This is a genomic window from Qipengyuania soli, assembly GCF_015529805.1.
GTDB lineage: Bacteria > Pseudomonadota > Alphaproteobacteria > Sphingomonadales > Sphingomonadaceae > Qipengyuania > Qipengyuania soli.
In genome coordinates, this window is record NZ_CP064654.1 from 1486898 (window position 1) to 1513407 (window position 26510).

Annotated in this window: 26 protein-coding genes; 12 read left to right on the forward strand and 14 right to left on the reverse strand. The window is 63.0% G+C overall.

What is annotated here, in order from left to right:
• Positions 1-12: 12 nt before the first annotated feature.
• The 10 genes from IRL76_RS07405 to smpB form a co-directional block, all read right to left on the reverse strand.
• Positions 13-840 (reverse strand): class I SAM-dependent methyltransferase, encoded by an 828-nt coding sequence (locus IRL76_RS07405; protein WP_200980751.1) that lies wholly within the window; start codon positions 838-840, stop codon positions 13-15.
• 4 nt (positions 841-844) lie between these two features.
• Positions 845-1867: an NAD-dependent epimerase/dehydratase family protein gene (locus IRL76_RS07410; RefSeq protein ID WP_200980752.1), complete on the reverse strand. Its 1023-nt coding sequence runs from the start codon at positions 1865-1867 to the stop codon at positions 845-847.
• The gene (locus IRL76_RS07415; RefSeq protein ID WP_200980753.1) at positions 1867-3033 is read right to left on the reverse strand and encodes a nucleotide sugar dehydrogenase; all 1167 of its coding nucleotides are present in this window, start codon (positions 3031-3033) and stop codon (positions 1867-1869) included. The genes IRL76_RS07410 and IRL76_RS07415 overlap by 1 nt, the downstream gene beginning before the upstream one ends.
• Positions 3034-3132: 99 nt before the next feature.
• Complete coding sequence (locus IRL76_RS07420; protein ID WP_200980754.1) at positions 3133-3759, reverse strand: glutathione S-transferase family protein; 627 nt, start codon at positions 3757-3759, stop codon at positions 3133-3135.
• Between the two features lie 212 nt (positions 3760-3971).
• Entirely contained in the window at positions 3972-5036 is a 1065-nt protein-coding gene (gene recA / locus IRL76_RS07425) for a recombinase RecA (protein ID WP_200980755.1), read from the reverse strand.
• Between the two features lie 118 nt (positions 5037-5154).
• Positions 5155-6750, reverse strand: a complete 1596-nt coding sequence (locus IRL76_RS07430; RefSeq protein ID WP_200980756.1) for a DUF4139 domain-containing protein — start codon at positions 6748-6750, stop codon at positions 5155-5157.
• A 16-nt stretch (positions 6751-6766) separates the two neighbouring features.
• The gene (locus IRL76_RS07435; RefSeq protein ID WP_200980757.1) at positions 6767-8296 is read right to left on the reverse strand and encodes a DUF4139 domain-containing protein; all 1530 of its coding nucleotides are present in this window, start codon (positions 8294-8296) and stop codon (positions 6767-6769) included.
• A gap of 42 nt (positions 8297-8338) precedes the next feature.
• On the reverse strand, positions 8339-10813 hold the full coding sequence (locus tag IRL76_RS07440; protein ID WP_246449584.1) for a hybrid sensor histidine kinase/response regulator: 2475 nt from the start codon (positions 10811-10813) through the stop codon (positions 8339-8341).
• Positions 10810-11415 carry a DUF2062 domain-containing protein gene (locus IRL76_RS07445; RefSeq protein WP_246449586.1) on the reverse strand — a complete coding sequence of 202 codons (606 nt, stop codon included), beginning with the start codon at positions 11413-11415 and terminating at the stop codon, positions 10810-10812. Before IRL76_RS07445 ends, IRL76_RS07440 begins: the two co-directional genes overlap by 4 nt.
• Before the next feature lie 101 nt (positions 11416-11516).
• Positions 11517-11999, reverse strand: coding sequence for an SsrA-binding protein SmpB (gene smpB, locus IRL76_RS07450; RefSeq protein WP_200980758.1), 483 nt, complete (start codon positions 11997-11999; stop codon positions 11517-11519).
• A 91-nt stretch (positions 12000-12090) separates the two neighbouring features.
• Here smpB and IRL76_RS07455 point away from each other — a divergent pair, with 91 nt between their 5' ends.
• Complete coding sequence (locus tag IRL76_RS07455; protein WP_200980759.1) at positions 12091-13827, forward strand: amidohydrolase; 1737 nt, start codon at positions 12091-12093, stop codon at positions 13825-13827.
• 5 nt (positions 13828-13832) lie between these two features.
• Here IRL76_RS07455 and dapA read toward each other — a convergent pair whose 3' ends face one another.
• A complete protein-coding gene (gene dapA, locus IRL76_RS07460; protein WP_200980760.1) occupies positions 13833-14714 on the reverse strand; it encodes a 4-hydroxy-tetrahydrodipicolinate synthase in 882 nt (293 codons plus the stop codon).
• 103 nt (positions 14715-14817) lie between these two features.
• Between dapA and IRL76_RS07465 the strand changes: the two genes are divergently transcribed.
• The 3 genes from IRL76_RS07465 to IRL76_RS07475 are packed head-to-tail and all read left to right on the forward strand — an operon-like array spanning position 14818 to position 17745.
• On the forward strand, positions 14818-16767 hold the full coding sequence (locus IRL76_RS07465; protein ID WP_246449589.1) for a lytic transglycosylase domain-containing protein: 1950 nt from the start codon (positions 14818-14820) through the stop codon (positions 16765-16767).
• Between the two features lie 20 nt (positions 16768-16787).
• Positions 16788-17267 carry a GreA/GreB family elongation factor gene (locus IRL76_RS07470; RefSeq protein WP_200980762.1) on the forward strand — a complete coding sequence of 160 codons (480 nt, stop codon included), beginning with the start codon at positions 16788-16790 and terminating at the stop codon, positions 17265-17267.
• Complete coding sequence (locus tag IRL76_RS07475) at positions 17260-17745, forward strand: hypothetical protein (protein WP_200980763.1); 486 nt, start codon at positions 17260-17262, stop codon at positions 17743-17745. The genes IRL76_RS07470 and IRL76_RS07475 overlap by 8 nt, the downstream gene beginning before the upstream one ends.
• Positions 17746-17798: 53 nt before the next feature.
• Here IRL76_RS07475 and IRL76_RS07480 read toward each other — a convergent pair whose 3' ends face one another.
• Entirely contained in the window at positions 17799-18464 is a 666-nt protein-coding gene (locus IRL76_RS07480) for an outer membrane protein (RefSeq protein WP_200980764.1), read from the reverse strand.
• A gap of 297 nt (positions 18465-18761) precedes the next feature.
• On the opposite strand from IRL76_RS07480, the gene rlmN reads away from it, so the two are divergent.
• The 7 genes from rlmN (at position 18762) to IRL76_RS07515 (ending at position 24208) form a co-directional block, all read left to right on the forward strand.
• Complete coding sequence (gene rlmN, locus IRL76_RS07485; protein WP_200980765.1) at positions 18762-20000, forward strand: dual-specificity RNA methyltransferase RlmN; 1239 nt, start codon at positions 18762-18764, stop codon at positions 19998-20000.
• Between the two features lie 164 nt (positions 20001-20164).
• The gene (locus IRL76_RS07490; protein ID WP_343072324.1) at positions 20165-20524 is read left to right on the forward strand and encodes a class I SAM-dependent methyltransferase; all 360 of its coding nucleotides are present in this window, start codon (positions 20165-20167) and stop codon (positions 20522-20524) included.
• A gap of 250 nt (positions 20525-20774) precedes the next feature.
• Positions 20775-21419, forward strand: a complete 645-nt coding sequence (locus tag IRL76_RS07495; protein WP_200980766.1) for an MOSC domain-containing protein — start codon at positions 20775-20777, stop codon at positions 21417-21419.
• A gap of 133 nt (positions 21420-21552) precedes the next feature.
• Positions 21553-21939: a glycine zipper 2TM domain-containing protein gene (locus IRL76_RS07500; protein WP_200980767.1), complete on the forward strand. Its 387-nt coding sequence runs from the start codon at positions 21553-21555 to the stop codon at positions 21937-21939.
• Positions 21940-22039: 100 nt separating this feature from the next.
• A complete protein-coding gene (locus IRL76_RS07505; RefSeq protein ID WP_200980768.1) occupies positions 22040-22810 on the forward strand; it encodes an SDR family oxidoreductase in 771 nt (256 codons plus the stop codon).
• Positions 22807-23478 carry a cytochrome b/b6 domain-containing protein gene (locus tag IRL76_RS07510; protein WP_200980769.1) on the forward strand — a complete coding sequence of 224 codons (672 nt, stop codon included), beginning with the start codon at positions 22807-22809 and terminating at the stop codon, positions 23476-23478. Before IRL76_RS07505 ends, IRL76_RS07510 begins: the two co-directional genes overlap by 4 nt.
• Positions 23468-24208, forward strand: coding sequence for a molybdopterin-dependent oxidoreductase (locus IRL76_RS07515; protein WP_200980770.1), 741 nt, complete (start codon positions 23468-23470; stop codon positions 24206-24208). The genes IRL76_RS07510 and IRL76_RS07515 overlap by 11 nt, the downstream gene beginning before the upstream one ends.
• Positions 24209-24211: 3 nt before the next feature.
• Here the strand turns inward: IRL76_RS07515 and IRL76_RS07520 are convergent, their stop codons facing one another.
• Positions 24212-24646, reverse strand: a complete 435-nt coding sequence (locus IRL76_RS07520; protein WP_200980771.1) for a DUF1801 domain-containing protein — start codon at positions 24644-24646, stop codon at positions 24212-24214.
• 40 nt (positions 24647-24686) lie between these two features.
• Here IRL76_RS07520 and IRL76_RS07525 point away from each other — a divergent pair, with 40 nt between their 5' ends.
• Positions 24687-25934, forward strand: a complete 1248-nt coding sequence (locus IRL76_RS07525; RefSeq protein WP_200980772.1) for an SAM-dependent methyltransferase — start codon at positions 24687-24689, stop codon at positions 25932-25934.
• Between the two features lie 71 nt (positions 25935-26005).
• Here IRL76_RS07525 and IRL76_RS07530 read toward each other — a convergent pair whose 3' ends face one another.
• Positions 26006-26368 (reverse strand): DUF2147 domain-containing protein, encoded by a 363-nt coding sequence (locus IRL76_RS07530; RefSeq protein WP_200980773.1) that lies wholly within the window; start codon positions 26366-26368, stop codon positions 26006-26008.
• Positions 26369-26510: the final 142 nt, after the last annotated feature.

The window sequence follows — 26510 nt, forward strand, 5'->3', positions numbered from 1 at the left end:
CCGTGTGGGCGATCAGCCGGGTGACTGGGCGATAACTATCCAGGCAGCAGCTGGAAGAGAAACGATACCCTGAGCGGCGTGCTTGGCAAGGATGTCGGCGAGACGGGCGAGAGTTGCCGCCCTTTCGGGGCCCTCCAATTGTGCAATCGGCGTCGCCGTCGGCCCGACCCGTGTCAGGTAATCGCGTGCGTCCCCGACAGCATCCTCGCCCTCGCCGAAGGTCATGCGGTAGTCGATTGGGTGAAAGGCAATGTCCGTCCAGCCAGAGGTGGAAAGGATTGTCTCGACCCTGTTCCTGTCACCGAAGGCGAAGGGCCCAGGCTCGTTGGGGTCGGCAGCCGGCGGCATCACCGGTAGAGCAGACAGGGTTTCCTCGACCCAGAAATTCTCGGTCCTTTCGCGAAAACAGGAAAACACCAGAGCCGAACCCGGTGCGACCTGCCCGCGCAAATGGCCGAAGGCGGCGACCGGATCCTTGAAGAACATCACGCCGTGTCGCGAGACCAGCAGGTCGATAGGTGGAGAACTTGCGATCTCGATTGCTGCTGCGTCGCCAAGGACAAACCGGAGGTTGGCGAGCCGCTCACCCCTTTCACGCGCCACGTCGAGCAGTTCGGGCGCGATGTCGACGCCCGTCACCGGGACTTCGGGATGATCAGCGGCAAGAGCACAGGCGATTTCACCGGCTCCGCAGCCAATATCGACAACCGAGGAGAAGCTCTGACCTTCGATCGCACCGAGCAGGATGGGGGTCAGTTCACGAAAGCTGCGGTCGGTTCGGCGCCATTCCTGCGCCCAGATCGAGCCGACCTTACCGGTCCAGTCCCTGTGGTCGGTCATGCGGTCACTCCCGGTAGTAGTCGCGGTACCAATCGACGAATTTGCGAACCCCCTCGCGGATATGGGTCGACGGAACATACCCGGTCAGCGAACGCAACAAATCCGCGTCCGCCCACGTGGCTGGCACGTCGCCTGCCTGCATCGGCATGAGATTACGCTTCGCCTCTATACCCAAAGCTTCTTCAACGGCCGCGATCATGTCGCCAAGCTGCTCCGGCTGCGAATTGCCGATGTTGACCACCCGCCATGGTGCGACCGGGGACAGGCTATCGCCTTCCGCAATGTCCTCTGGGGAAGCGGGACGCACCGGAGCCGCATCGACCAGCCTGCGGATCGCCTCCACAAGGTCGTCGATATAGGTGAAGTCGCGCATCATCTCGCCGTGATTGTACACGTCGATCGGCTCACCCTGAAGCATCGCTCTGGTAAACTTGAAGAGCGCCATGTCCGGGCGTCCCCACGGACCGTAGACGGTGAAGAATCGGAACATCGTCACCGGCAGGTCGAACAGGTGCGCATAGCTGTGCGCCATCGACTCGGTCGCCTTCTTCGTGGCGGCGTAGAAGGACATCTGGTGATCGGTCCGCATCGTCTCGCGATAAGGCATCTCGGTATTCGCGCCGTATGCCGAGGACGTGGAGGCGAGCAGCATGTGCTGCGGCGGATACGCGCGTGCAGCCTCGAGCAGTTCGAACGTGCCGACCAGATTGCTCTCGAGGTAGCTGCGCGGATTATCGATCGAATAGCGGACCCCCGCCTGCGCGGCGAGGTGGATGACCACATCGGGCCGGTGCTCTTCGAACAGGTCCAGCAGCAGGCCTGGCGTCTCGATCGGCTCGTTGATCGCCGCGAACTTCTGGTTCTGCAACAGGCCAGCCTGGCGACGGTGCTTCAGCTCAGGGTCGTAGTAATCGGACAGCGAATCCACGCCAACAACGCGAAATCCGTCGGCCAGCAGTCGGCGACAGGTGTGGTAGCCGATAAAGCCCGCCGAGCCGGTGACCAGCGCGGTGCGCGGTTCGCTCATCAGTCGGCGCCGAACAGGTCGCGCGTGAAAACCTTGTCGCGAACGTCTTCCAGTTCGGGATCGAGACGATTTGCGACGATGACGTCGACCTCGGCCTTGAATTTCGCGAGGTCGCGCTCGACCCGGCTGCCGAAGAAGTGATCTTCCTGCATCACGGGTTCGTACACGATCACCTCGATACCCTTGGCCTTCACGCGCTTCATGATTCCCTGGATCGAGGACTGGCGGAAATTGTCCGAACCGGCCTTCATCACCAGGCGGAAGACGCCGACCTTGCGTGGATGCATGGCGATGATCTGGTCCGCGAGGTAATCCTTGCGGGTCTGATTCGCATCGACGATCGCGCGGATCAGGTTCTGCGGAACCTCGGAGTAATTGGCGAGCAGCTGCTTGGTGTCCTTGGGCAGGCAGTAACCGCCGTAGCCGAACGAGGGGTTGTTGTAGTGGCTGCCGATCCGCGGATCGAGACCGACGCCTTCGATGATCTGGCGGGTATCGAGACCTCGCGAGAGCGCATAGCTGTCGAGTTCGTTGAAGAAGGCAACGCGCATGGCGAGATAGGTATTGGCGAACAGCTTGATTGCCTCTGCCTCGTCGGCATCGGTAAGCAGGACCGTTACGTCATCATCGAGCGCGGGCTGCAGCAACAGGTCGGCAAACCGCTGTGCACGCTCAGACCTCTCGCCGACGATGATGCGCGAGGGGTGCAGGTTATCGTAGAGCGCCTTGCCCTCGCGAAGGAATTCGGGGCTGAAGATCACACGGTCGGTCGAGAACTTCTCGCGTGCGTGGCGAACGTAACCGACCGGGACGGTAGACTTGACGACGATCACAGTAGTCTCGTTAGCGGCGAGAACACCCTCGATGACGCTGTCGACAGCCGATGTGTCGAAGAAGTTGCTCTCGACATCGTAGTTGGTCGGCACGGCGACCACGGCAAATTCCGCACCCGAAATCGCATCGGCAAAATCGGTCGTGAAGCGCAGGTCGAGATCGTCGCGGAGCAGGTATTCTTCGACGAGCGCGTCCTGGATGGGCGAGCGCCTTTCAGCCAGCAAGGCAACGCGATCTTCCGAAATGTCGCAACCGACGACTTCGTTATGCTGCGACAACATTATCGCATTGGACAGCCCGACATAGCCGAGCCCGAAAACTGCAATCTTCATCCGGATTTCCGTGCCGTCAATTGGTGCGCCCCGAAGCGCGGATTGCGCGCCTTGTGTGACCGTGCGAGGCGATTTGCAAGACCGTGGCAGGCCGCCCCCTTACCAACCGAAATAGGGCCCGCCTCTCTCACGTGCACGCTGCCACGCGGGCCGCGCATGAATGGCTTCGACAAAGGCCGCCGACTTCGGTGCCCTTTCTCCCAAACCCTGCATCACCGCAATCTCGGCCGGGAAGCTCATCAGGACATCGGCGGCCGTCCAGTCGTTGCCGACGAAATGGAGCGAGTCATTCAAGCCAGTCTCCATGAAGTCGACATGGGCGGCGAATTGCTCCTGGATACGCGGCATGATCGGAGCCGCAGCTTCCCCCAGCCGACCAGCCATGATGTTGAGCATGACCGGCACGAAGAAGCTGCTCTCGCCGAACTGCATCCATTCGAGGTGCCGGACATGGTCCTCCGTATCGACAGCCGGAAGCCAGCCGCCCCCTCCATGACGCTCGCAAAGGTACTGGATGATCGCCCCGCTCTCGGCGACACGGAAGCCGTCGTCTTCGATGAGCGGCGATTTGCCGAGTTCGTGCGGACCCTTCAGTTCGGGCGGCGCGAGGTTGGTCACCGCATCGCGCTGGTAGTGCACGATCTCGTAATCGGCGCCGAGTTCCTCGAGCAGCCAGAGAATTCGCTGCGACCTGCTGTTGTTGAGGTGATGGACCCTTATCGTCATCGAGCTCTCCTTATCGATCGGCCCACGTCGGACGATTCGGGGGGCACACTAGGTGAGCTCCAGCGCTCCTGCCAGCGCCGGAAACGGAAAAGCCGGTGCGGCCATGGGGGCGGCGCACACCGGCTTTCCGTTCATTCGGGAGCACCGGGGGACAGTCCGGCTGAGGCTCCGGTCCGGGGGAGGAGGACCGGGGCGCTCCCGCTTGAGGGGAATCAGTCCTCGTCCGCGTCCGGACCGGTCATCATCTCCTCGGCCACCTCGTCGGTGCGGCCGCGGATCGCGGCTTCCAACTTGGCGCACATCTCTGGATTTTCCTTCAGGAAGGTCTTGGCGTTCTCACGGCCCTGGCCGATGCGGACGCTGTCGTAGCTGAACCAGCTACCCGACTTCTCGACCACTCCGGCCTTCACGCCGAGGTCGAGGATCTCGCCGATCTTCGAAATGCCTTCGCCGTACATGATGTCGAATTCGACCTGCTTGAACGGCGGAGCGACCTTGTTCTTCACGACCTTCACGCGGGTGGTGTTGCCGATGATATCGTCGCGATCCTTGATCTGGCCGGTGCGACGGATGTCGAGGCGGACCGAGGCGTAGAACTTGAGCGCGTTGCCGCCCGTGGTCGTCTCGGGATTGCCGTACATCACGCCGATCTTCATGCGCAGCTGGTTGATGAAGATCACCATGCACTTGGAACGGTTGATCGAGCCGGTCAGCTTGCGCAGCGACTGCGACATGAGACGAGCCTGAAGGCCGACGTGGCTGTCGCCCATCTCGCCTTCGATTTCCGCACGCGGTACCAGCGCCGCGACCGAGTCGACCACGAGAACGTCGATCGCATTCGAACGCACCAGCGTGTCGGTAATCTCCAGCGCCTGCTCACCCGTGTCGGGCTGCGACACAATCAGTTCGTCGATGTCGACGCCGAGCTTCTTGGCGTAGACCGGGTCGAGCGCATGTTCGGCGTCGACGAAGGCAGCAGTGCCGCCATTCTTCTGCGCTTCGGCAATAACGTGCAGCGCCAGCGTGGTCTTGCCCGAGCTTTCGGGGCCGTAGACCTCGATCACGCGGCCCTTGGGCAGGCCGCCCACACCGAGCGCGATATCAAGTCCCAGCGAACCGGTGGAGATGACCTCCACATTCATCGCTTCCTTCTGGCCCAGCTTCATCGCCGAACCCTTGCCGAACGCGCGATCGATTTGCGCGAGGGCGGCATCGAGTGCCTTCTGACGGTCTGCGTCCACTTGCTTTCCTTCTACGAGCTTCAGATTGGCCGCCATGACATCACCCCTTTCGCAATTCCAGAGCCGCGATCGACTCTTCAACTGCCAAGCGGTGTACCGCGTTTGTTCCACAAGAACAAGAGTGGAACGAAATTTTTTCCAACAAGCCTAGAGTTTAGTCGGAACCAGTCTCGCGCAGGCGAAAATCATAGGTGCGGCGCGAGTTGGCGGGGACCTCCACTTCGACGATGCGAAAACCGTCCTTGACCCGGCTGCCCTTCATCCCCTGCACTTCGACATCTGCGGCCCAACCGAGCTTGAGGCGCATGGTGATGGGCTCGTCGTTCGCATTGGCGACGATCGCGCGCATCGGGTAGGACTTGCGGCCTTCCTTCCATTCGCCGACGACGCCGCAGGAAACTTGCACCTGACTGCTCTCAGGCAGGTCCAGTTCGACCTCTTGGGACAAAGCATAGTCGCGCAGGCGCGTCTCGGCGACGAGAAGGTCGCCCATTTCGGTCGGCTCGTAGATCGTCATGCCGCCCATCGGCAGCGACTGGCCAAGCCCGTCCTTCTTCTCGTTCAGCGCAAGCAGCTGCATGGCAGCCGGGTGGAACCCGTCGTTCCCGCCCCGGTCGCAATCGGTGATGTAGAGGAATTTCCCCTTAACGCCTTTCCGGTCGAGGAAGGCGACCTGCTTCTGGCCTTTGGCCGATACATCGACGCGTTCCGGAACACGGTAAAGCTTGAGGTCGCCCAGCACCTCTTCCGCCGCGACGACCGACACCGGCGAAGGGCTCTCGAGTGCCTTTTGCGTGATGCGCGCACCGGTGACGACAATCTCGGCAGAATCCGCATAGGCCACGGCTGCCGGAGGCGGCGGTGGCGGTGGCGGAGGCGGGAAGCCGTAGATCGGGGAGCCGGCAGCCGTACTTCCGAAAGGATAACATGTCAGGCTCAAGGCCCGTGCCTGCGGCGGATCGGCCAGCGCCTGGAAGTCGCTCCCGATGTTCAGTTTCCCGGCAACGGCCATGAGTTCGGCATTGTCGAAGCTCTGGTCGTTATCGTTGAGCAGCGTGAGCCACGACAGGAGATCGACCTTGAGTCTGCCCTCGCCCATCCCTTCGCGCAGCCGCGCAACGTAATTGGCCTCCCAGTCGAAACCCCACGAAATATAGGTCAGGGTCACCTGGTACGTTCCGCCCGCGGGACTGCGCGTGTCGATGGTGAAAACCGGCTGTGCCGAAAGCCCGACCGGAACGCGGTTGTAGGTGAGGCCTTCCGGCAAACCCGAGCAACGAACTGCCTCGAACCCCTGCGCGGTCTGAAGAACCAGCCCACCGTCTGCGCGGGTTCGCACGATCGCATCTTCCGACTGCGCCTTGCCAGTCGCGGGATTGGTGCGCGTAATGGTGACGCGGTTGCCAAGCGTGCCGTCGACCAGGGCAGCGGGGCTCAGGAGATCCGCATTGCGGTTCTTCTCGATCGTTCCGCCGGGGAGGCCTGTCACGATGGCGCTGACCGCCACCATTCCTTCCGATACACCGGTGAAACGGATCGTCGATTCCCCTGCCGGCAGAGTCACCGTCCGCACTTCGCTGATCATGGCGAAGCCTTGCGGCCAGTTGCGGTCCATCTTCTCGCCCTCGCCCCTGTCGGGATTGCGGTAGACGGTGACCGAAAGCTTTTCCGGCGCCGAAGCGTCGACGGCCTCACGCGCCTCTACAGGCCATGCCAGGGCCAGCGCCAGAATACTCAAGAGGATGCGCATCGCAGCGACCCGCCGATCAGTAACGGGTCTCGAAGACTACGGTAACCTCGCGCTTGCTGTTGGCTGCGACCGGGATGGTCCACCTGCGCATGTCGGCGTTGACCTGCCGCCCCGTCACATCCTCCGACACGATGCGATAGTCGCGCGTCCACCAGCCCTGGTCGAGGCCCTGCTGGGTCAGGTCGACCTCGATCGCGGAGGGCTTCGCATTGGTGATGGTGTAGCGCATGGTCGTGCGCCAGTAATCGATGGCGCGGTCCTTTTCGATCTGGCGAACCACCTCGCCATTCTCGATCACGCGATAGCGCGCGGACCGCTCATATTCGTCCGACGTGATCTTTTCGCGCTTTATGACCTCGGACTGGACGAAAACGTCGAAGGCTTCGCCGGTCTGGAGCGACAGCTGGCTGCCCATCGGCGTATGGCCGATCGCGCTTTCGCCGATGAACTGCGGCGTACCCTGCGCATCGCGCTGGTAGAAGCGGACCGTTCCCGCCGGCAGGGCGTCACCCAGACCCTGGTCGCGGCTCGAACTGAAACCGACCATGCTGGCCACGTTGTAGGCGCGGTCGTCAGTCGTGAGCCAGCCGATCGTGCGCGAATACTGGCGCTTGGCGGGGACGCCCTGGATGTCGAGAAAGCTGACCTGCTTCGTCTGGGCATTGGCGATCGTCGTGCGTTCGGCCAGCGGATAGAGATAGAAATCGCCCAACCGCTCGCGATTGGCCGTTTCGGTGCCCGGCTGGACCATTCCCGGCGGAGGCGGTGGCGGCGTCGGATAGCCGCGACGGTTATAGATGTTCTGGTTCCCGCCAGAAGGATTGCCCGCAACAAGCAGCGTGTCGGCCGCATGGAAGGTCGTGCCGGTCTGGTTCGTCAGCGTGACCCAGCCCTGCATGTCGACCGATCCCTTGGCCTCGTCGAACAGTGCGACATAGTCCGCGCTCCAGCCGAGTCCGGGCGTCAGGTAGCGGATCGAGGCGGGCCGCGTTCCGGCGCGGTCGCTCTCGACCGTGACCGACAACGTCGGACGCGCGCGTAGGTTCGGCGGCACGCGGTCGAAGATCGTACGGACGGGAAGCCCGTCGTCGCGCAGGACCTCGATGCGGTCGCCAATCTTCACGACAACGCCCCCCGCCGTCGACAGCACTGTGGCCCGTTCGCGGGTTTCGACACCGGTCGCCGGATTGGTCCTGATCAGCGTGACGGTCTGGCCGATCGCCTTTTCCATCAGCTTGGTGGGGGTCAGCAGGTCGAAGTCGAAGTTCTGTTCGACGATGCCTGCGCCCGCTGCGGAGAAACTGAGAGTCTCAGGCCGGATACGGGCCGAAACGTCGGGAAATTCGATCCGCGTGCGACCCGACCCGATGGCGAGTTGGCGGACATCCTGCACCAGCGCCTGGTCGTTGTTGTAGATGGTGACCGAAACGTCGCCCTGTGAAGTCGCATCCGGGTCGGCCAGCTTCTCGGCAGTGGTCTGGGCGGGCAGCGATGCCGGCACGAGTAGTGCGGCGGTGGCCAGAAGCGAAAATGCGCGAACCTTCATCCCAATCCCCTTTGAGCGGTTTTTAGCTGAAGGTTGAAAGGCTTATTTTTGTTCCCTCAGCACTTCTGCAACCTTGGCATTTATTTGCTGAACGCTGAATGGCTTCGGAATGAAATGCATGTTCTCGATGTCAATTTCATTGCGCAAGGTCTCTTCGGCATAGCCCGACATGAAGAGGATCGGCAGTTTGGGCTTCACCCGCCGGATGGCTCGCGCCATCGCCGGGCCGTCCATCGCAGGCATGACGACGTCCGAGACAATCAGGTCGAAGTCCTCCTTGCCGTTGGCTATGGCGGCAAGACCCTCCTCGCCATCCGAAGCCGTGACAACCGTGTACCCTGCCCGGACAAGTGCACGTTCGGCGACGGCGCGGACCATGTCCTCGTCTTCGACCAGCAGCAGCTTGCCGCCGGCCGACCAGTCGCTCGCGCGCTGGTCCTCGCTTTCGTCCACGGGCTTGGCCGGAATTGGCATCGCACCCTTGTGGACCGGAAGATAGACGGTGAACCGCGCCCCAGCCGCGCTGCCATCCGCGCCGCGGACATTGTCGGCAAAGATGAAGCCGTTGGACTGCTTCACGATGCCGTAGACGGTCGACAGGCCTAGGCCGGTGCCCTTGCCCTGCTCCTTGGTGGTGAAGAAGGGTTCGAAGATCTTGTTGAGATGTTCGGACGGGATGCCTCCGCCGGTATCCTGCACGATCAGCACCGTGTAGTCGTCGGCGGGCATGATATCGACGCCCATCTTGCGCACGTCGCGCGCCGAAACGCGCCTTGTTGCGAGCGTCAGCCTGCCCTTCCAGTCCTGCTTGCCCGTCTTGGCCGCATGGGCCTGCATGGCGTCGCGGGCATTGACCGCGAGATTGACGATGACCTGCTCGAGCTGCTGCGGATCGGCGCGGACCGGCCCGAGCTCGCGGTCGTGGCGCACGACGAACTCGATCTTCTCGCCCATCAGGCGCTTCAGCAGCTGGCTGACTTCGCTGACCACGTCGGGAAGCTGGAGGACCACCGGGCGCAGGGTTTGCTGGCGGCTGAAGGCCAGAAGTTGCCGCGTCAGAGAAGCCGCACGATTGGAGTTGGCGCGGATCTGCTGGATGTCGTCATAGTCACTGTCGCCCGGCGTGTGGCGAAGCAGCATGAGGTCGCAATAGCCGATAATGGCGGTGAGCACGTTGTTGAAGTCATGTGCGACGCCGCCCGCCAGCTGACCCACGGCCTGCATCTTGGTGGCCTGCGCGACCTGGCGGCGAAGGCGCTTCTCTTCGGTGGAGTCGGTGATCGACAGCAGGACCGCCGCATCGCCAAGGCCGCGCACGCCGGCGAGCCCGATCGAAACAGGTTCCTCGGAATTGCTGGCGAGACGCACCGCCATGTCCCCGCTCGAGGTCGCGCCTTTGGCAAAGCGGCGGACCGTATCCGACATCGCCGCCTTGTCTTCGCGCACGACGAGGTCCGAGGGGAACTGGGGAAGCCCCTCGCCTTCCTTCTCAACTGCCCGCAGGAATGCCTTGTTCGCGAACAGGAAACGGCCGTCGCGATCGGTCAGTGCAAGCCCGAGGGGGAGTGCCGACAGGAGCGCTTCGAGTTGGGGAATCGCGGCCTTGCCGCTGCCCTCGCCGCCGCCGCCGATCCCGACGGTGCTGTCGACTAGAAGCATCAGCGAAGGGGCCTGGTCCGCCTCGCTGACCCGCGGCGCGTTGGGCAGGTCGAGCGGAACGTGAACGAGCGTCTGGGGCGAACCCTGCTGGCCCTCGCGCGCGAAGAAGATGCGGTCGCGATCATCCGAACGCAGGAGCTGCACGAACTCCATCCCGACGAGAGAATTGTCGCTGCTGCCCGTCGCCCTTTCGGCAAGCCCGGAGGTGGCGGCCTGCACGATCCCGTCCGGCGCAACCAGCGCAAGCTCGAGCCCCGCGCGCGACATGACATCGCCGAACGGTCCCATCACGCGTTCGCTCAGGCCGTCATAACTGCGTTCCTGGACGATTTCGGCGAAACGCCAGACGAGGTAGTCCTCGGCCCTGCCCGCACGATCGATGGCAAGGCTGAAGCGGCGGTCGCCCTCTTCGCTTGCGAGCAGTTCGACTAGCGCCGAACCGTCGCGCCAGGCCTCGCGCGCGGCCGCCATCATCGCGGCGCGTCCATCTTCGGCAAAGGGCAACTCAAGGGGTGAGACGGCCTTGTCGAACCAGGCTTCGAAAGTCTCGTTGGCACAGGTCAGGCGATTCGCCCGGTCGGTGATGGCGATGCCGCGACGGCGGTTCTCGATCGCAGCCGCAGTGACCGACCAGTCGGGCAACGTCCATTCCTGTTCGACCGGCGCGGAGCGGAGGCGGGCCACGAGAAGCAGGGTCAGCAGGACTGCGACAAGGGCGCCGCCATACGCTACCGCAACGACTGTCTCCTGCCCGATTAGCCACACCAATGAAATCGAGACGAGGCACGCGGCGAAGATGCCGAGTGTAAGCGGCAGCGGCGGCAGGCGCCCAATGGGATTCTCTTCCTTGGCGATCACTCGGCGCTCTCGGCAAGCCGCTGGTCGAGGCGCTCGGTCATCTTGCGCAACCTGCGACTGCGTTTGCGCGCCACGACGAAGCGCCAGATGAAGCCCGAGACGAGGTAGCCGACAGCAGCGCCGACGATCGACAGGACGATGAAGCCGAAGATCGTCACCAGCACCGTCACACCGACACCCTCGAACATGCCGACGAACCAAGCCCAGCGCCCGCTCGCGATCTCGCTCTGCGCCGCACCGCCGGTGACGCCGGCATCGACCTTGAGGATGAACTCACCGACCCTGTTGGCGACCACGGCCCAGAAGGGAAAAGTGAAGGGGTTGGTGATGAAGGTCACCAATGCCGCAAGCGGTACGTTCGCACGCGCAGGCAGGGCCATGAAAGCGGCGAGGAAGATCTGCCCGACCGGCACGATGAACCCGGCAAAGATGCCGAGGGCCACGCCGCGCGGCACCGAGCGGCGGGTGAAACGCCACAGCTCCGGCGACAGGAACCGGTGCGCGATAGGCCGGAGATACTTGTTCTCCGCCATTTCCTCGCGCGTCGGCATCCTCCTGCGGAACCAGTCCGATAGTGCCGTCTTCGATTGTGGCTTGCTCATTGACACGGTCCCGAAATGCGCTGCCCCACTGGCAAGTGCAAGGGCCGCGCGAAAGCGAAGTGCGATGAATTCACCGTTGTGCTCGACAGAGGCTGTCTGGGTCAGCCACGCTCGCGCATCAGGCGGGCCTTGTCGCGCTGCCAGTCCCGATCCTTGGTGGCCTGTCGCTTGTCGTGCGCCTGCTTGCCCTTGGCCAGGGCAAGTTCGACCTTGGCCCGTCCGGTGGAGTTGAAATAGACCGACAGCGGCACGAGGGTCATGCCCTTGCGCTCGACCGCGCCGAACAGCTTCTCGATCTCGCGCGCATGGAGCAGCAGCTTTCGCGGTCGCCGCGGCTCGTGGTTGAGGCGATTGCCGTGCGAATATTCCGGAATGTTGGCGTTAACCAGCCAGACCTGCCCGTCGCGGACCTCGGCATAGCTTTCCTTGATGCTCGCCTCGCCCGCGCGCAGCGCTTTCACCTCGGTGCCTTGCAGCGCAAGGCCCGCTTCGAACGTGTCCTCGATCGTGTAGTCGAAACGCACCTTGCGGTTGTCGGCGACGATCTTCTGCTTGTCGAAGGTTGCGGGTTTCGGGCGTGCCATGATGCGGCGGCATGTAGGCAAGGTCGCGGCGCAGCGAAAGGGCTTGTGAAGCCTTTCTCTTCGGTCAATGCTCCGATCGGGGAGACAGGCGATGATTATCGGCAAGACGGACCGGCGCAGTATTCTGGCGGGGCTCGCAGCATTCCCGCTGATATCCGCAACGGGAGGCATGAGCGCGGCGTTGCGCGAGCCGATAACCGTGTTCGAAGCCCGCCGGATCGTGACCATGTCGCAATCCATGCCAAGGTCGCGTTTCATGGTGGTCGCGGGCGGCACGATCCTGGGGCTCGGCGACACACTCGACGCCCTTGCCCCCTGGACAGGCGGTCGCCAGTTTTCGCTCGACCGCAGGTTTGCCGACAAGGTCATCTTCCCGGGATTGGTCGATCCGCATATCCACCCGATGCAGGCCGCAATCATGCTGGGGATGCCGTTCCTGGCGCCCGACGACTGGACGCTTCCATCGGGCAAGTGGCCCGGCATCCAGTCGCAGGAGGCCTTCCGCTCGCGTCTCGCCCAGGTCGTTGCCTCGAACCCGGCAAATCCCTTGATCGTCTGGGGGCATCACGAGCTTTTCCATGGTCCCATCGGGCGCGCCGAACTGGATGCAATCGCGCCTGATCGGCCGTTGTTGGTCTGGCAGCGAAGCTTCCACGACATCTACGCCAACAGCGCGGCACTCGAGTGGATGGAGCTTTCCGACCCCGCCGCCTTCGCCGCAGCACTGAGCGCGGCAGGTGCCCAGCCCGAGCATGGCGACATCGCGCGCGGGATGTTTTCGGAGACGGCGTTGCAGGTCGCGCTGGCCAAATTGCGTCCGGTAATCTTGGCACCGCAAACGCTCCAGCAGGGTTTCGCCGGCCTGATCCAGATGATGCAGGAGCGCGGTGTCACCACCACCAGCGATCTAGCGACAGGTATTTTCGCTCGCTTCGATACCGAGGCCGGCCTCATTGCCCGCGCATTCTCCACCGGCAATCCAACTGCGCGGGTGAACGTCATGCCCATCGCCGCAGAGATCGATGCGGTCGAGGATATCGAGGCATGGATGAAGGAGCGCTCGGCGAAGTATGTCAGCGCCAATGTCAGCCTGAAGCGCCGCGTGAAACTGTTCGCCGATGGCGCCTTCTTCGCCCAGAACATGCAGATGGGCGCGCCGGGCTACTCGGACGGGCACCTGGGCAAGTGGCTGACCGAACCGGACAAGCTTCACGACCAGATGCAGCGATACTGGCAGGCAGGTTTCGCGCTGCACATCCACGTCAACGGGGACGAAGGGGCCGAGGTCGTTCTCGACGGCCTGGGCAAGCTCTCGCCGCGACCGGCGCAGGACATCGTCGTCGAACACCTGGGCTATTGCACCGAGGAGCAGGTTACCCGCATCGCCCGGCTCGGGGCCATGGTTTCCGCCCAGCCCAACTACATCCGCGTCCTTGGCGGTGCCTATGCCAAGCGCGGTTTCGGCCCCGACCGGGCAGCACTGATGAACCGCCTTGGATCGATTGAACGCGCGGGGATCCCGCTGGGCCTGCACAGCGATTTCAACATGGCACCCATCGATCCGTTCTATCTCGCATGGATTGCCCAGACACGCTTGGGGATCGACGGTGTCGCCCGCGCGCCGCAAGAGCGCCTGACACGTGAAAAGGCCCTGCGCGCCATCACCATCGAAGCGGCGCGCGTGATCGGCATGAATGACGAGATCGGTTCGCTCGCAGCGGGCAAGAAAGCCGATTTCGTCGTGCTGGATCACGATCCCTTCGAGATCGAGACTGCGGCGATGAAGGAATTGCCGATCCGCGCGACGGTCTTTGAAGGTCGCGTCTGACCCGTCTACATCAGGCCCGCGTGAACCAGCGCCTCGTCAACCGCCCTTCGACTGGACTCGCTTGCGTTGACCAACGGCAATCGCACATCGCAGGAAAACCAGTCGTGGACCCGGCTGAGCGCATATTTTGCCGGTGCCGGGCTGGCGTCCGAGAACATGGCATAATGCAGCGGAAACAGCTTGTCGTTCAGCTCACGGGCCTTGACGAGATCGTTGGCTGCAATGGCCGCATGGAACTCGGCACAAAGCGCGGGTGCAACGTTGGCGGTGACCGAGATACAGCCTGATCCGCCCGCAGCTGAATGCGGCAGCCACAGCTCGTCATTGCCCGACAGCTGGCAGAAGTCATGACCGATACCCATCCGGTGATCGGCAACGCGCGACAGGTCTCCGCTGGCATCCTTGATCGCGACGATGCGCTTGGGGTACTTGGTAACCAGCTCGACCACCGTTTCGTCGAGGATGTCGGTGACCGTGCGCGCGGGCACATTGTAGAGCACCATCGGCAGGTCGCTGTTTTCGGCGAGGAAGCTGAAATGGGCGATCAGACCCGCCTGGCTCGGGCGATTGTAATAGGGCGCAACCAGAAGGCCTGCGGCAGCCCCCGCCTTCTTGGAGAAATTCATGTGCAGGAGCGCGTTGTTGGTATCGTTCGAACCGCAACCCGCGATCACCGGCACGCGTCCGGCAGCCTGCTCGATGCAAACTTCGATAACGCGATGATGCTCCGCATTGGAGAGAGTCGAAGCCTCGCCGGTCGTGCCGCAGGCGACCAGCGCGCTGCTGCCGTTTTCGATTTGCCAGTCGACCAGCTTGCGAAAAGCGGCCTCGTCAAACGATCCGTCGCGAAAAGGAGTCGCCAGAGCCGGAATCGAGCCTGAGAACATTTGCGGAAGTCCTGCGTTACCTGCATGAATGGTCGGACGAATTCGCGCGACCGGGAAATTTCATTCAGCGCCTGATAAGGAGCCGGGGGGCATTATGTCCAGCATGGGACTAAAGACAGCATTTTCTTTCGTATTGCTCGGCGGCGCCGCGCTCGCCTTCCCCTCTGTCGCCCACGCCGAAGACCCGGTTTCCTGGGACAATGCCCGCAATAACCTCGTTGCCCAGAGCAGCGGCCGGATGGCCGGGGCGATTTCGCGCTGGGAATACCTTGTCGGCCAGCAAAACCTGTCGTTCAACGAGTATGCGGGCTTCATCACGACATATCCCGGGTTTCCGCGCCAGGAGCTGCTGCAGACGCGCGCCGAGGCGGCACTCGATCGTGACGCCGTGACGCCGGAGGCGCTTGTCGCTTTCTTCGACCGCAATCCCCCGATCTCGAACGGCGCGAAGGCACGCTATGCTTTGGCTCTTGCGAGCCTGAAGCGCCCCGAAGCCTTCGACATTGCACGCGCTGCCTGGCGTGGGGGCACGATGAGCAGCCCTGCCGAGGCTTACATGCAGGGCCTGTTCGGTGCGCGTTTCACGCCCGATGACCAGGCCGCACGCATGGACGCCCTGTTGTGGCAGGGCGACAAGGAGGCTGCGGCCCGTCAAATCGTCAACTTGCCTGCATCCGAGAGGCAAATGTCGATGGCGCGCCTCTCGCTGTTGCAGGGCAGCCTGCCGCAGGACATCGGCCTGACAGTTCCGGGCAACGCGCAGAGCGATCCCGGGTACGTCTACAATCTCGCACGCCATTACCGCTCTACCGGTCAGATGCCGATGGCGGTGAGTACGCTTGCCAACCGACCTGCATTCACCAGCCTCGCCTACGATCCCGAGGATTTCATCGGTGAAGCGCTGCGCGTTGCCAAGTCCGCCGGTTCCGATCCCGCCGCGCGCATCGCAGCGCGGGTCGACGACCTGTTTGCGCCCGATGCGGACGTCAGCAAGATGTCCTTCCGACTGCGTGACGACTACACTTCGCTGATGTGGCTCGGCGGGACGAGCGCGCTATGGAATCTTGGCGATGGCAAACGCGCTGCGCCGCTCTTCTATCGCTATGGCGCGGCAGCGCAGACGGCCCAGACCCGGTCGAAGGGTTTCTACTGGGCCGGTCGCGCTTCGAAGCGTGCCGGTGACATGGCTGAGGCCAACCGCTATTTCGAAATGGCCGCGGCCTATCCCGACAGGTTCTACGGCCATCTCGCGCTCGAGGAACTGGGTCGCCCATTCCCCAACCTGGCGAAGGCCGGGGTTGCCTTGCCGACCCCCGAACAGCGCGCGGAATTCAACCGCATGCCGCTCGTCGCGGCCGTGCGCGAAGTCGCCCGCGGGGCTCCCTGGCGCACGGGCATATGGTTCTACCGCGAACTCGCCTCGCAGGCAGACACGCCAGAGGAACATGCTCTCATTGCCGAACTCGCCCGCGATATCGGCAGGCGCGACCTTGCAGTGATCCTAGCCGATGCGGCGGGGGGCAACGGGCATGACCAGTTTATCGTCCAGGGATTCCCGACACTGCAGCTACCGCAAGGCGCGGACTTCACGCTGGTCCACGCCATCGCGCGGCAGGAAAGCCAGTTCGCCCAGAACGCCATCAGCCACGCAGGCGCCCGCGGGCTCATGCAGCTCATGCCGGGCACGGCGCGCGAGGAAGCTGGCAAGGCAGGCATGAACTACATGTCCGCCTCCCTCACGGACGACCCCGCCTACAATATCACGCTGGGCAACAACTACATCCAGCGCATGGTCTCGTATTACAATGGCAGCTACCCGCTCGCCATAGCGGCCTACAATGCGGGTCCGGGCAATGTGAACAAGTGGCTGCGTGCAAACGGCGATCCGCGCACCGGGTCGATCAGCTGGATCGAATGGATCGAGAAGATCCCGATCTACGAGACCAAGAACTACGTCCAGCGCGTGGTCGAGAACGCTTCGATGTACGAGACGCTCTATCCCGAGCGGACGCCGTACAAGCGGGCGCGTTCGGTGAGTGACTTCCTCCGCTGACCTCGGCTAGGGGCGGCAGCATGTCCGCGCCGACAAACCCCATAACGCCCGCCGGTTATGCCGCCATGAAGGCACGCTATGATCATCTGCTGGGCAAGGAACGCCCGGAGATCGTCGAGATCCTCAGCTGGGCGGCGGGCAATGGCGACCGCAGCGAGAACGGCGATTATCTCTATGGCCGCAAGCGCATGCGGGAGATCGACCGCGAACTCGCTTACCTTGCCCGCAGGATGAAGGCGGCGCGCGTTATCGAACCGGGCGAGCAACCGGACAAGAACCGTGCCTTCTTCGGTGCAACTGTCACCCTCGCCGACGAGGACGACAACGAGAAGGTGGTCACCCTCGTCGGAGATGACGAGCAGGATGCCGGCATCGGTCGCATCGGGTGGTCGTCCCCCCTCGCCCGCGCGCTCAAGGGCGCCTCGGTCGGGGATTTGCGCAGCGTGCGGCTTCCCGGCGGGGACAAGGAATGGGAAGTGATCGCCATCGACTATGCGTAAGACGATTGCCCTCGCCCTCATATGCCTCGCAACGCCGCTGGCAGCGAAGGATAGCCTCGGCGTTTTTTCGGACTGGGGCGCGTTTCGCGACCCTTCGGTTCCGCGCTGCTATGCGATCGCGGTTGCGACCGATAGCAAGGCGAAGCGCGAGTTCGATCCTTTCGCCTCGGTAGGAACCTGGCCTCGCCGCCAGCTTCGCGGGCAAGTCCACTTTCGCCTATCCCGCCAGATCGCCGACAAGGCAGCCGTAACGCTGATATTGGGCCGGAAAAGTTTTCGCCTAACGGGCGGCGGGGCCGATGCCTGGGCGCAGGACCGGACCATGGACGCAGCCATCCTTGCCGGAATGCGCTCGACCCCGCGGATGACGATCCGGTCGACCGATCGCAGCGGCCGTCGTTTCACCGACACCTATTCGCTGGCCGGCGCGGCAAGCGCGATCGACGCCGCGACGCTCGGCTGCGCCCGCCTCAAATAGAAAAAGGGCCGGGAGCGACGCGCGCTCCCGGCCCGATTTCCTGGTCCGCCCGATTAGAAGCGGACGCCTACGCCGGCCATGATCTGGTGGCGGTCGAGGTCCACGTCGAAGCGGTTGCTGTCGGGGACGCTGCCGCTGAAGTCGACTTCGCCCTTCTGGTAATTCGAGTAGCGATACTCGACATTGATGAAGGTGTTCGGATTGATGGCATATTCAACGCCTGCACCAGCGCGCCAGCCGTCGAGATCGAGGTCCTGATTGAACTCGGTCGTGCCGTCGTTCGAGAGCAGGTTGAGCTTCATGTTGGTGTAGCCGCCCTTGGCATAAACCAGCAGATCCGGTGCAGCCTTCACGCCAGCACGCACGCCGAGGAAAAGGTCACGACCGGCATCGACGCGGCCGTAGCCGAAACCTTCCCAGTCGCCATCGGCGAACTCGGTCTGCGCGGTGCTCTTGGTGAGCTCGGCTTCGACGCCGATCACGGCATTGCCGATATCGAAGTCGTAGCCAACGTTGGCGCCGTAGACGAAGCCTTCGATCGACTGGTCGTTATCGACGGTGCTGTCGTCATCGATGCTGCTGCCGGCCGAAAGCATGTCGTAGCCAGCAACACCCTGTGCGCGAAAGCCATCGAACTGGCTGTCGGTGCTCTGGGCAAATGCAGGGGTCGAAATGGCCGCGATCGAGGCGGCGGCGAGGAAGGCGGTTGCCTTGTTCATGGTATTGCTCCGTTTATGTTTCCGCGGGCCGTCCGGCACCGCGTGGACCTTCAGAACGGGGCATCGATGTGGTTGGTTTCCTGAACAGGGCACAACATAAAATCGTTGTTTTTGAGACACATCTGATGCGATGAATGGTTCAGTTCGGGCGACGAGTCGACGGGAACCCGAAATCGTCGACGAACCGTTGACCGGGCTGGTCGAATTCCGGGAACTTCACCGAAAGCCGGTCATTCACGCGCGCCCGCACGCCCGTGCTTTCTTTTATGGCGCCCTGCCACTATATGCGCGCCTCCCATGGCCGATACGCACCTCATGAGCATCCCCGGGCAGGTCGACCCGGTTCCTGTCGCGCGTGACATCACACCGCGCGCCGACGGTCGCATTGACCTGCTTGGTCTGCCGAAGGAGCGGATCCGGGAATTGTTCGAGACGGCCGGGTTGGAACCGAAGCAGGCAAAGCTGCGCTCCAAGCAGGTATACCACTGGCTCTATCACCGCGGCGTCACCGATTTCGAGGCGATGACCGATATCGCGAAGACCATGCGCCCCTGGCTGGCCGAGCGCTTCGTCGTCGGTCGTCCCAATGTGGTCGAGGCCCAGCACTCGGTCGACGGCACGCGCAAATGGCTGCTCCAGACCGATGACGGCCACGATTTCGAAATGGTCTTCATCCCCGATGCCGATCGCGGCACGCTGTGCGTGTCGAGCCAGGTGGGCTGCACGCTCAACTGCCGCTTCTGCCACACGGGCACGATGAAGCTGGTGCGCAACCTGACGCCCGGAGAGATCGTCGGGCAGGTCATGCTGGCGCGCGACGCGCTGGGCGAATGGCCGAAGGGCAAGATGGATTTCGCCGATGATGCGGACGAGGCGGAGTACACCGCCGACGGGCGCCTGCTGACCAACATCGTCATGATGGGCATGGGCGAGCCGCTCTACAATTTCGACAATGTCCGCGACGCGCTGCGCCTCGTGATGGACGGCGACGGACTGGCTTTGTCCAAGCGTCGCATCACGCTTTCCACCAGCGGCGTCGTGCCGATGATGGAAAAGTGTGGCGAGGAAATCGGCGTCAATCTTGCCGTATCGCTCCACGCGGTGACCAAGGAAATCCGCGACGAGATCGTCCCGATCAACAAGAAATACGGCATCGAGGAACTGCTGCAGGCCTGCGCCGACTATCCCGGCGCCAGCAATGCTCGTCGCATCACTTTCGAATACGTGATGCTCAAGGACAAGAATGACAGCGACGAACACGCGCGCGAACTCGTGCGCCTGATCAAGCAGTACAAGTTGCCCGCCAAGGTCAATTTGATCCCGTTCAACCCGTGGCCCGGCGCGCCTTATGAATGCTCGACGCCCGAGCGGGTGAAGCGTTTCTCTGAGATTATCTTCGAGCACGGCATCAGCGCGCCTGTCCGCACCCCGCGCGGTCGCGATATCGATGCAGCTTGCGGCCAGTTGAAAACCGCAGCCGAGAAGAAGAGCCGAGCCCAGCGCGATCGCGAGGCTGCCGAGGCTGCCGCTTCCTGATGACCGACGAGGCGACGCTCGCTTGGTACGAACGCGAGGCGCCTGACTACACAGCTCGCGGGCCGCAAGGCTGCAGCCATCATCTGGATGGATTTCTGGCACGTCTCGCTCCGGGCTCGGAAATCCTCGAGCTCGGTTGCGGAGGCGGCCGCGACGCCGCGCATATGCTGGGCTGCGGTTTCATCGTGGATGCTACAGACGGCACGGCGGCCATGGTCAGCAAGGCCAGGGACCTGCGCGGAGTGCCGGCACGCCAGATGCGATTCGACGAATTGGCCGCGGAGGCTGCGTATGACGCCGTCTGGGCGCATGCGAGCCTGCTCACCTTCCCCGCGCCGTCCTTCCAAGGGTCCTCGTCGCCATCCACCGGGCGCTCCGCCCCGGTGGTCTCCATTTCGCCAATTACAAGCTGTGCGACGAAGCGCATCCGGACGAAGGGCGTGACCTGTTGGGCCGCTGGACCAATTTGCCATCGCCGGAGTGGCTCGAGGACGCATATCGGAACGCCGGATTCACGATCGTAGAACGCGAGCGTTATCCCGGGAGCGGGTGTGACGGGACGCAGCGAGACTGGCTCGCCCTGACCGTGCAGCGCATCGATTGAGAGCGCTCGTCGGACAGGCCTTTCCTACATTTCAGACCTGTGCTGAAAGATTGTCACTGCGCGCTTCCGATCGTCGAAAACCTCGGATTTCCGCCAGTTTGGCGAGGGAGAGATATTAATATGCTAGACCGTGTTCCATGTGTTCCATCCTGTAGGACCCTGATTTCGGAATGAGTGCCAGACTCCTCGCCCTTTGCACCGGCGCGCCGAGCCCGCTGCCTGACGGTAAGCTGAGCGCGATCGACAAACAGGAACGCGCGGGTCCAATTCGCATCGGTCGCCTGGGCCTCGACGGCGACGCTCAGGTAGACCGCAAGCACCATGGCGGCGAGCACATGGCGGTGCATCACTATCCGGCGGACCACTACGGCTATTGGCGCACCGAGCTGCCCGCGGTGGCGAGGCTTGGAGCTCCGGGCGCCTTCGGGGAGAACTTGCATGTGTCGGGCCTCACCGAAAGCGACGTCCTCATCGGCGATCGCTTCCGGGTCGGCAGCGCGCTGCTGGAAGTCAGCATGGGCCGCCAGCCCTGCAGCACCCTCGCCCGCCACTTCGAGCAGACTGACATGGTGAAGCGCATCGTCGCGAACGGTCGTTGCGGGTGGTACTATCGGGTGCTCGAGGAAGGCGAGGCAGAGGCGGGCGATATTTTCGAGCGGGTCGAAAGTGGCGCGCCGGAGTGGACTGTCGAACGGGCGTTTGCCCTGTTGTTCGAGCCGAAACGGGTGCCCGACCGGGCGGAAATCGAAGAATTCATATCGCTCCCGGCCCTCGGCCCCGTTTGGCGCAAGAAGGCGGAGGCAAAGATCGCCTAAAGGCGTCCGTTCGTCCCGCCGAATGCCTCGTTTTATCGCTAATTTGGAGTTAAGCTCGCTTGTTCATCCGCGGTTCTGCAGCCTCGCGCATTGTGGGTTCAAGAAACCGACACATCGCAGATGAGGTAGAACGATGAAGAAGATCGCACTCGCATTCGCCGCCGGCACCATGGCCCTTACCGGCCTCGCCACCGCAACACCGGCCGCCGCCGACCCGCCGCCATGGGCCCCCGCGCACGGTAAGCGTGCCAAGGACCGCGCGATGTACGACAGCCGCGGCTACTACGTGACGCCGCGCCGCATCAGCCGGGACGACTACATGTGGCGCGGACGCGATGGCCGCTACTACTGCCGCCGCGACAATGGCACCACCGGTCTGGTGATCGGCGCTGGCGTCGGTGCCCTTGCAGGCCATGAGCTTGCGGGTCGTGGCGACAAGACGCTCGGCGCCATTCTCGGTGGCGCAGTAGGTGCCATCGTTGGTCGCGAAATCGACCGTGGCAGCCTGAGCTGCCGCTAACGACGAGGGTCCAGGGCCCTTCGGATCGCAAGAGCGCGCCGCCACCGAAAGCCGGTAGCGGCGCGCTTTCTTTTGGCGACGCCTCGGCTATGGTTCGCGCATGAGCAGCGACAGGCCGAGCGTTCTGGTTACCGGAGGGGCGCACCGCCTCGGCAAGGCCATTGTCCAGCGTTTCGCAGACGCAGGTTGGCACGTCGTCATCCACTATGGCCGCTCCCGGCACTCCGCGGAGGCACTCGCCGTAACTCTGGAACATGCCGAAACGGTCGGTTGCGATCTGGCCGATGGCGATGCGGCAGTCGCCATGATCGCATCGCTGGCCGGGCGCATTCCGGACTGGCGGGCTCTCATCAATTGCGCCGCAATCTTCGAGTTCGACAATGTAACCGAACTCGACCCTGCCACGAACGAGCGGGCAATGCAGGTCAATGCCTGTACCCCCGCTCGCATGGCCCAGGCCTATCTTGCGGGGGCACAGGCTCGCTTGGGGAGGCGCGTAATCCATGTCACCGACCAGAAGATCGCCAACCCCAACCCCGACTTCTTCAGCTACACCATGAGCAAGCATGCCCTTGCGGCCACAGTGCCAATGCTGGCGATGGGAGCGTGCCGTCCCGAGGATCGGGTCTATGCCCTCGCCCCCGGTGCCATCCTCGCCAGCCACGACCAGCGCGAAGAAGAGACCGAACTTTCCCACCGGATGAACCTGCTTGCCCGCAAGACGGCAAAGGAAGAGGTCGCCGATGCGGCACTGTTCCTGACCGACGGCTGCCTCAAGAGCGGCCAGACGCTATTCGTCGACAGCGGCCAGCACCTGCTGCGCCAGCCCCGCGACGTGATCTATCTCGCGCGTGAGGGAGCTGATTCATGAGGCGGCATTCGCTCAGCACGCGCCTGTGGCATTGGCTCAATGCCCTGTGCGTCGTCGTCCTCTTCATGTCCGGCCTGTCCATCTCCAACGCCCATCGGCACCTGTATTGGGGCGACTGGGGTTTCGATGCCCGGCAAGCGTGGTTCGACGTGCCGCGCTTTCCTGACTGGATGACCATCCCGGGCCATTACAGCCTGGCCGTCGCGCGCGATTGGCATGTCCTGATGGCATGGCCCTTTGCCCTGGGCCTGCTGTTCATGTGGCTCGCCATGCTCGTGAGCAGGCACTTCGTGCGCGACATTGCCACGACGCGCAGCGAATGGCGTGCGCAAGCCATCCTCGATGACATAGTCCAGCACTTGAAGCTCGATTTCAGCCATGCCGGAGGCAAGTACAACTTCCTCCAGAAGCTCGCCTACGGGGTGGTTCTCGGCATTTTTCTGCCCATGATGATCTTCACCGGCATTTCGATCAGCCCCGGAATGGGCCCGGCGTTCGGCTGGCTCATCGACCTGTTTGGAGGTCGCCAGTCGGCACGGAGCCTGCACTTCATCTTCGCCTTCGCCACTTGCGGTTTCTTCTTCGTCCATATCGCGCTGGTCGTCCTTTCAGGGCCAATCCACCAGATCAGGGACATGCTTACCGGAGGCCGCATCGATGAAGCGTAGGAGTGTCCTCGCCGGCCTCGGTGCGCTCTGGGTTGCCGGCTGCAACAAGGTCGCGGAAACCGATACGGGGGCAAAGCTTCTTTCCGCTGCAGAGAAGTGGCATCGGGGTGCACACCGCCTGTTGATCGACCGCAACGCTCTCGCACCCGAGTATCCGCACAGCGCCGTTTCCCCGTTCTTCCGCGGGAATGGCTCGACCGATCCGCAGAACGGCGAATACCCACGCCATGCTGCCAATGGCTTCAGCGACTGGCGGCTCGAGGTCCGCGGACTGGTGGAAACGCCGCTCAGTCTGTCGCTCGACAATGTCCGCAAGCTTCCCCAGCGCACGCAAGTGACACGCCACGATTGTGTCGAGGGCTGGAGCGCGATCGGCGAATGGACCGGCCCGCAGCTTTCCCTGTTGCTGGAAGCCGCAAAGCTGAAGCCGGAGGCCCGCTTCATCGTCTTCCATTGTGCCGACGAATACAAGGGCACGAGCTATTACGAGAGCATTGACCTGGTCGATGCTTTCCATCCGCAAACGATCGTGGCCCACCAGCTCAATGGTGAACCACTGCCAGTCCGAAACGGTGCGCCGTTTCGCATGCGGATCGAACGGCAACTCGGCTACAAGCAGGCGAAATACCTCACCGCAATCGAAGCTGTCGCGAGCCTCGAAGGCATCGGCGAGGGGCAAGGCGGGTTCTGGGAAGACCGGTCCGGCTACCAATGGTACGCCGGAATCTAGGGCCTATTCAGGGAAGGAGTCGAAGGACCGCTTCCATGCCAGCCGGATCATCTCCTCGAGCACTTCGAGATCGATGTCGTCGAGCTTGTTCACATAGAGGCAGGCCTTGCCCATCGAATGTTTGCCCAGTTTCGCGAGCAACGGGGCGAAAGCCGCCGCTTCGGTTTCGTCCCCGCAACGCAGGACATAGAGCGAATGCTTGGCCTTTCGCGGGCTGAAGCCCTGACGGCACATGGTCCCTCCATGCCCGCTTTCATACCGGTACTGGTAGGATCCGTATCCAATGATGCTTGGCCCCCACATCTTGGGTTTCTCGCCTGTCGCCTCGCGGAAGATCCGATCGAGCACCCTCGCCTCCTCGCGCTTGCGCTCGGGCTCTACCTGCGAGATGAAGTCAGCAGGTTCGATCCTTGTGACGACAGTCTTGGCTTCGGCCATCGATTACAGCTCCGGCAGATGAAAGGATTGCGAGCATAACATGAGCAAGCGCCTCGTTGCCCGGTTTCTTGAATCGACGGTGCGCGAAGGCACCCTTTCCGTGCGCTTTGCTGACGGGGACGAGCGCACATTCGGCAAGTCGGCAGATGGATTTCCCGACATCGCCATTGCCTTCACCGATGCCAAGGTGCCGCGTGACATCCTGCTCGATCCCCGCATCGGCGCGGGTGAGGCATTCATGGACGGTCGCCTCGTAATCGAGCGCGGCGGGATCATGGAACTGGTCCAATTGCTGCGGTCGAACAAGCCGTGGGAGCGGGGCGGGATTCTTCGCGCGCCAAGATTGGCTCAGCGCCTCAAGAACCGCGCGGCATTCGCAATTGAGTCGGTCAACAACAGGATCGGATCGCGCCGCAACGTTTCGCACCACTACGATATCGGCAACGCCCTCTACCGCCTCATGCTAGATCCCGAGCACATGCAGTATTCCTGTGCCTACTGGCCGGAAGGTGTAACCACACTCGGAAAAGCACAGGAGGCCAAGCTTGCCCATATTGCCGCAAAGCTTGCGCTTGCCGATGGGCAGAACGTGCTCGACATTGGCTGCGGATGGGGCGGGATGGCGATCTATCTCGCGAGCAAGTTCGACGTGCGTGTCACCGGTATCACGCTCTCGCAGGAGCAGCTCGCCCTCGCTCGGGAACGCGCCGTGTCGGCGGGCGTCGCCGATCGGGTCACATTCGATCTGGTCGACTATCGCGACGTCCCGGCGCGGGGACAGCGCTTCGACCGGATCGTGTCGGTCGGCATGTTCGAGCATGTCGGGCGACCGCAGTTCGAGACATTCTTCCGCTGTTGCGCGAACCTGCTCGCCGACGATGGCGTGATGTTACTCCACACGATCGGGCGCTTCGGAGGACCGGGGACGACCGATGCCTTTACCCGCAAGTACATCTTCCCGGGCGGCTACATCCCGGCACTGTCCGAAACCTTGGCCGCCAGCGAGAAAAGCCGACTGATCCACTCAGACATAGAGACATTGCGCCTGCACTATGCCCGCACGTTGCGCGCCTGGTACGCCAATTGCGAGGCCAACCGCGACGCCATCATCGCCATGTATGACGAACGCTTCTATCGCATGTGGACCTTCTACCTCGCCGGGGCGACAGCAGCTTTCGAATGGGGCTCGATGGGGAACTACCAGATCCAGTACGTGCGTAGCCGCCATGCCATCCCGGTCACACGCAGCTACATTGCGGGTGCAGAAGCGAGCCTCAGGCCCATATAGCTGGCCGAGCCCGCTGCGCCTGTTTGCGGACGGATGTGGTAGGGAGCGCCGCGGGAAGGCGCGGCCCGTTCCTAGTCCAGCTTGGTCCAGACCTCACTGTCACACATGGACTTGCCCATGGCGCACCCCTTGATCTTGATGCTCTTCGCATCATGGGTGACGGTGCCATTGAAGGTCATGAAGCCCGGCATGCCGGGGTGCTTCATCTTCTTGCCGAACCAGGCCTCGCCCTGCGGTGACATGCCGTGGCACATCTCGAAGTCCTTCTTCTTGCCCTCGGTAATCCGGCAATAGAGCTTGTCTTCGGCCACCCATACGTGAACCTTGTCACCGTTCTTGCGCTGGTAGTTGCCAGTGGGATCGCCAGCCACTGCCGGAGTAGCCACACCAATTGCCAGGACCGCAAAAGCGATCCCCTTCGAAACTCTCCCCATCACCCTCTCCTTATTAGAATATGCGAATATTAGCATGTATACGGAGGGAGTCGATAGCCGCGCTTGCCTTGCCCCTGCCCCTTCTCCATTGCCGCGCCCGCTCGCCCCTGCTAGCCGCGCGCTCGTCAAAGCCAAGGTAACC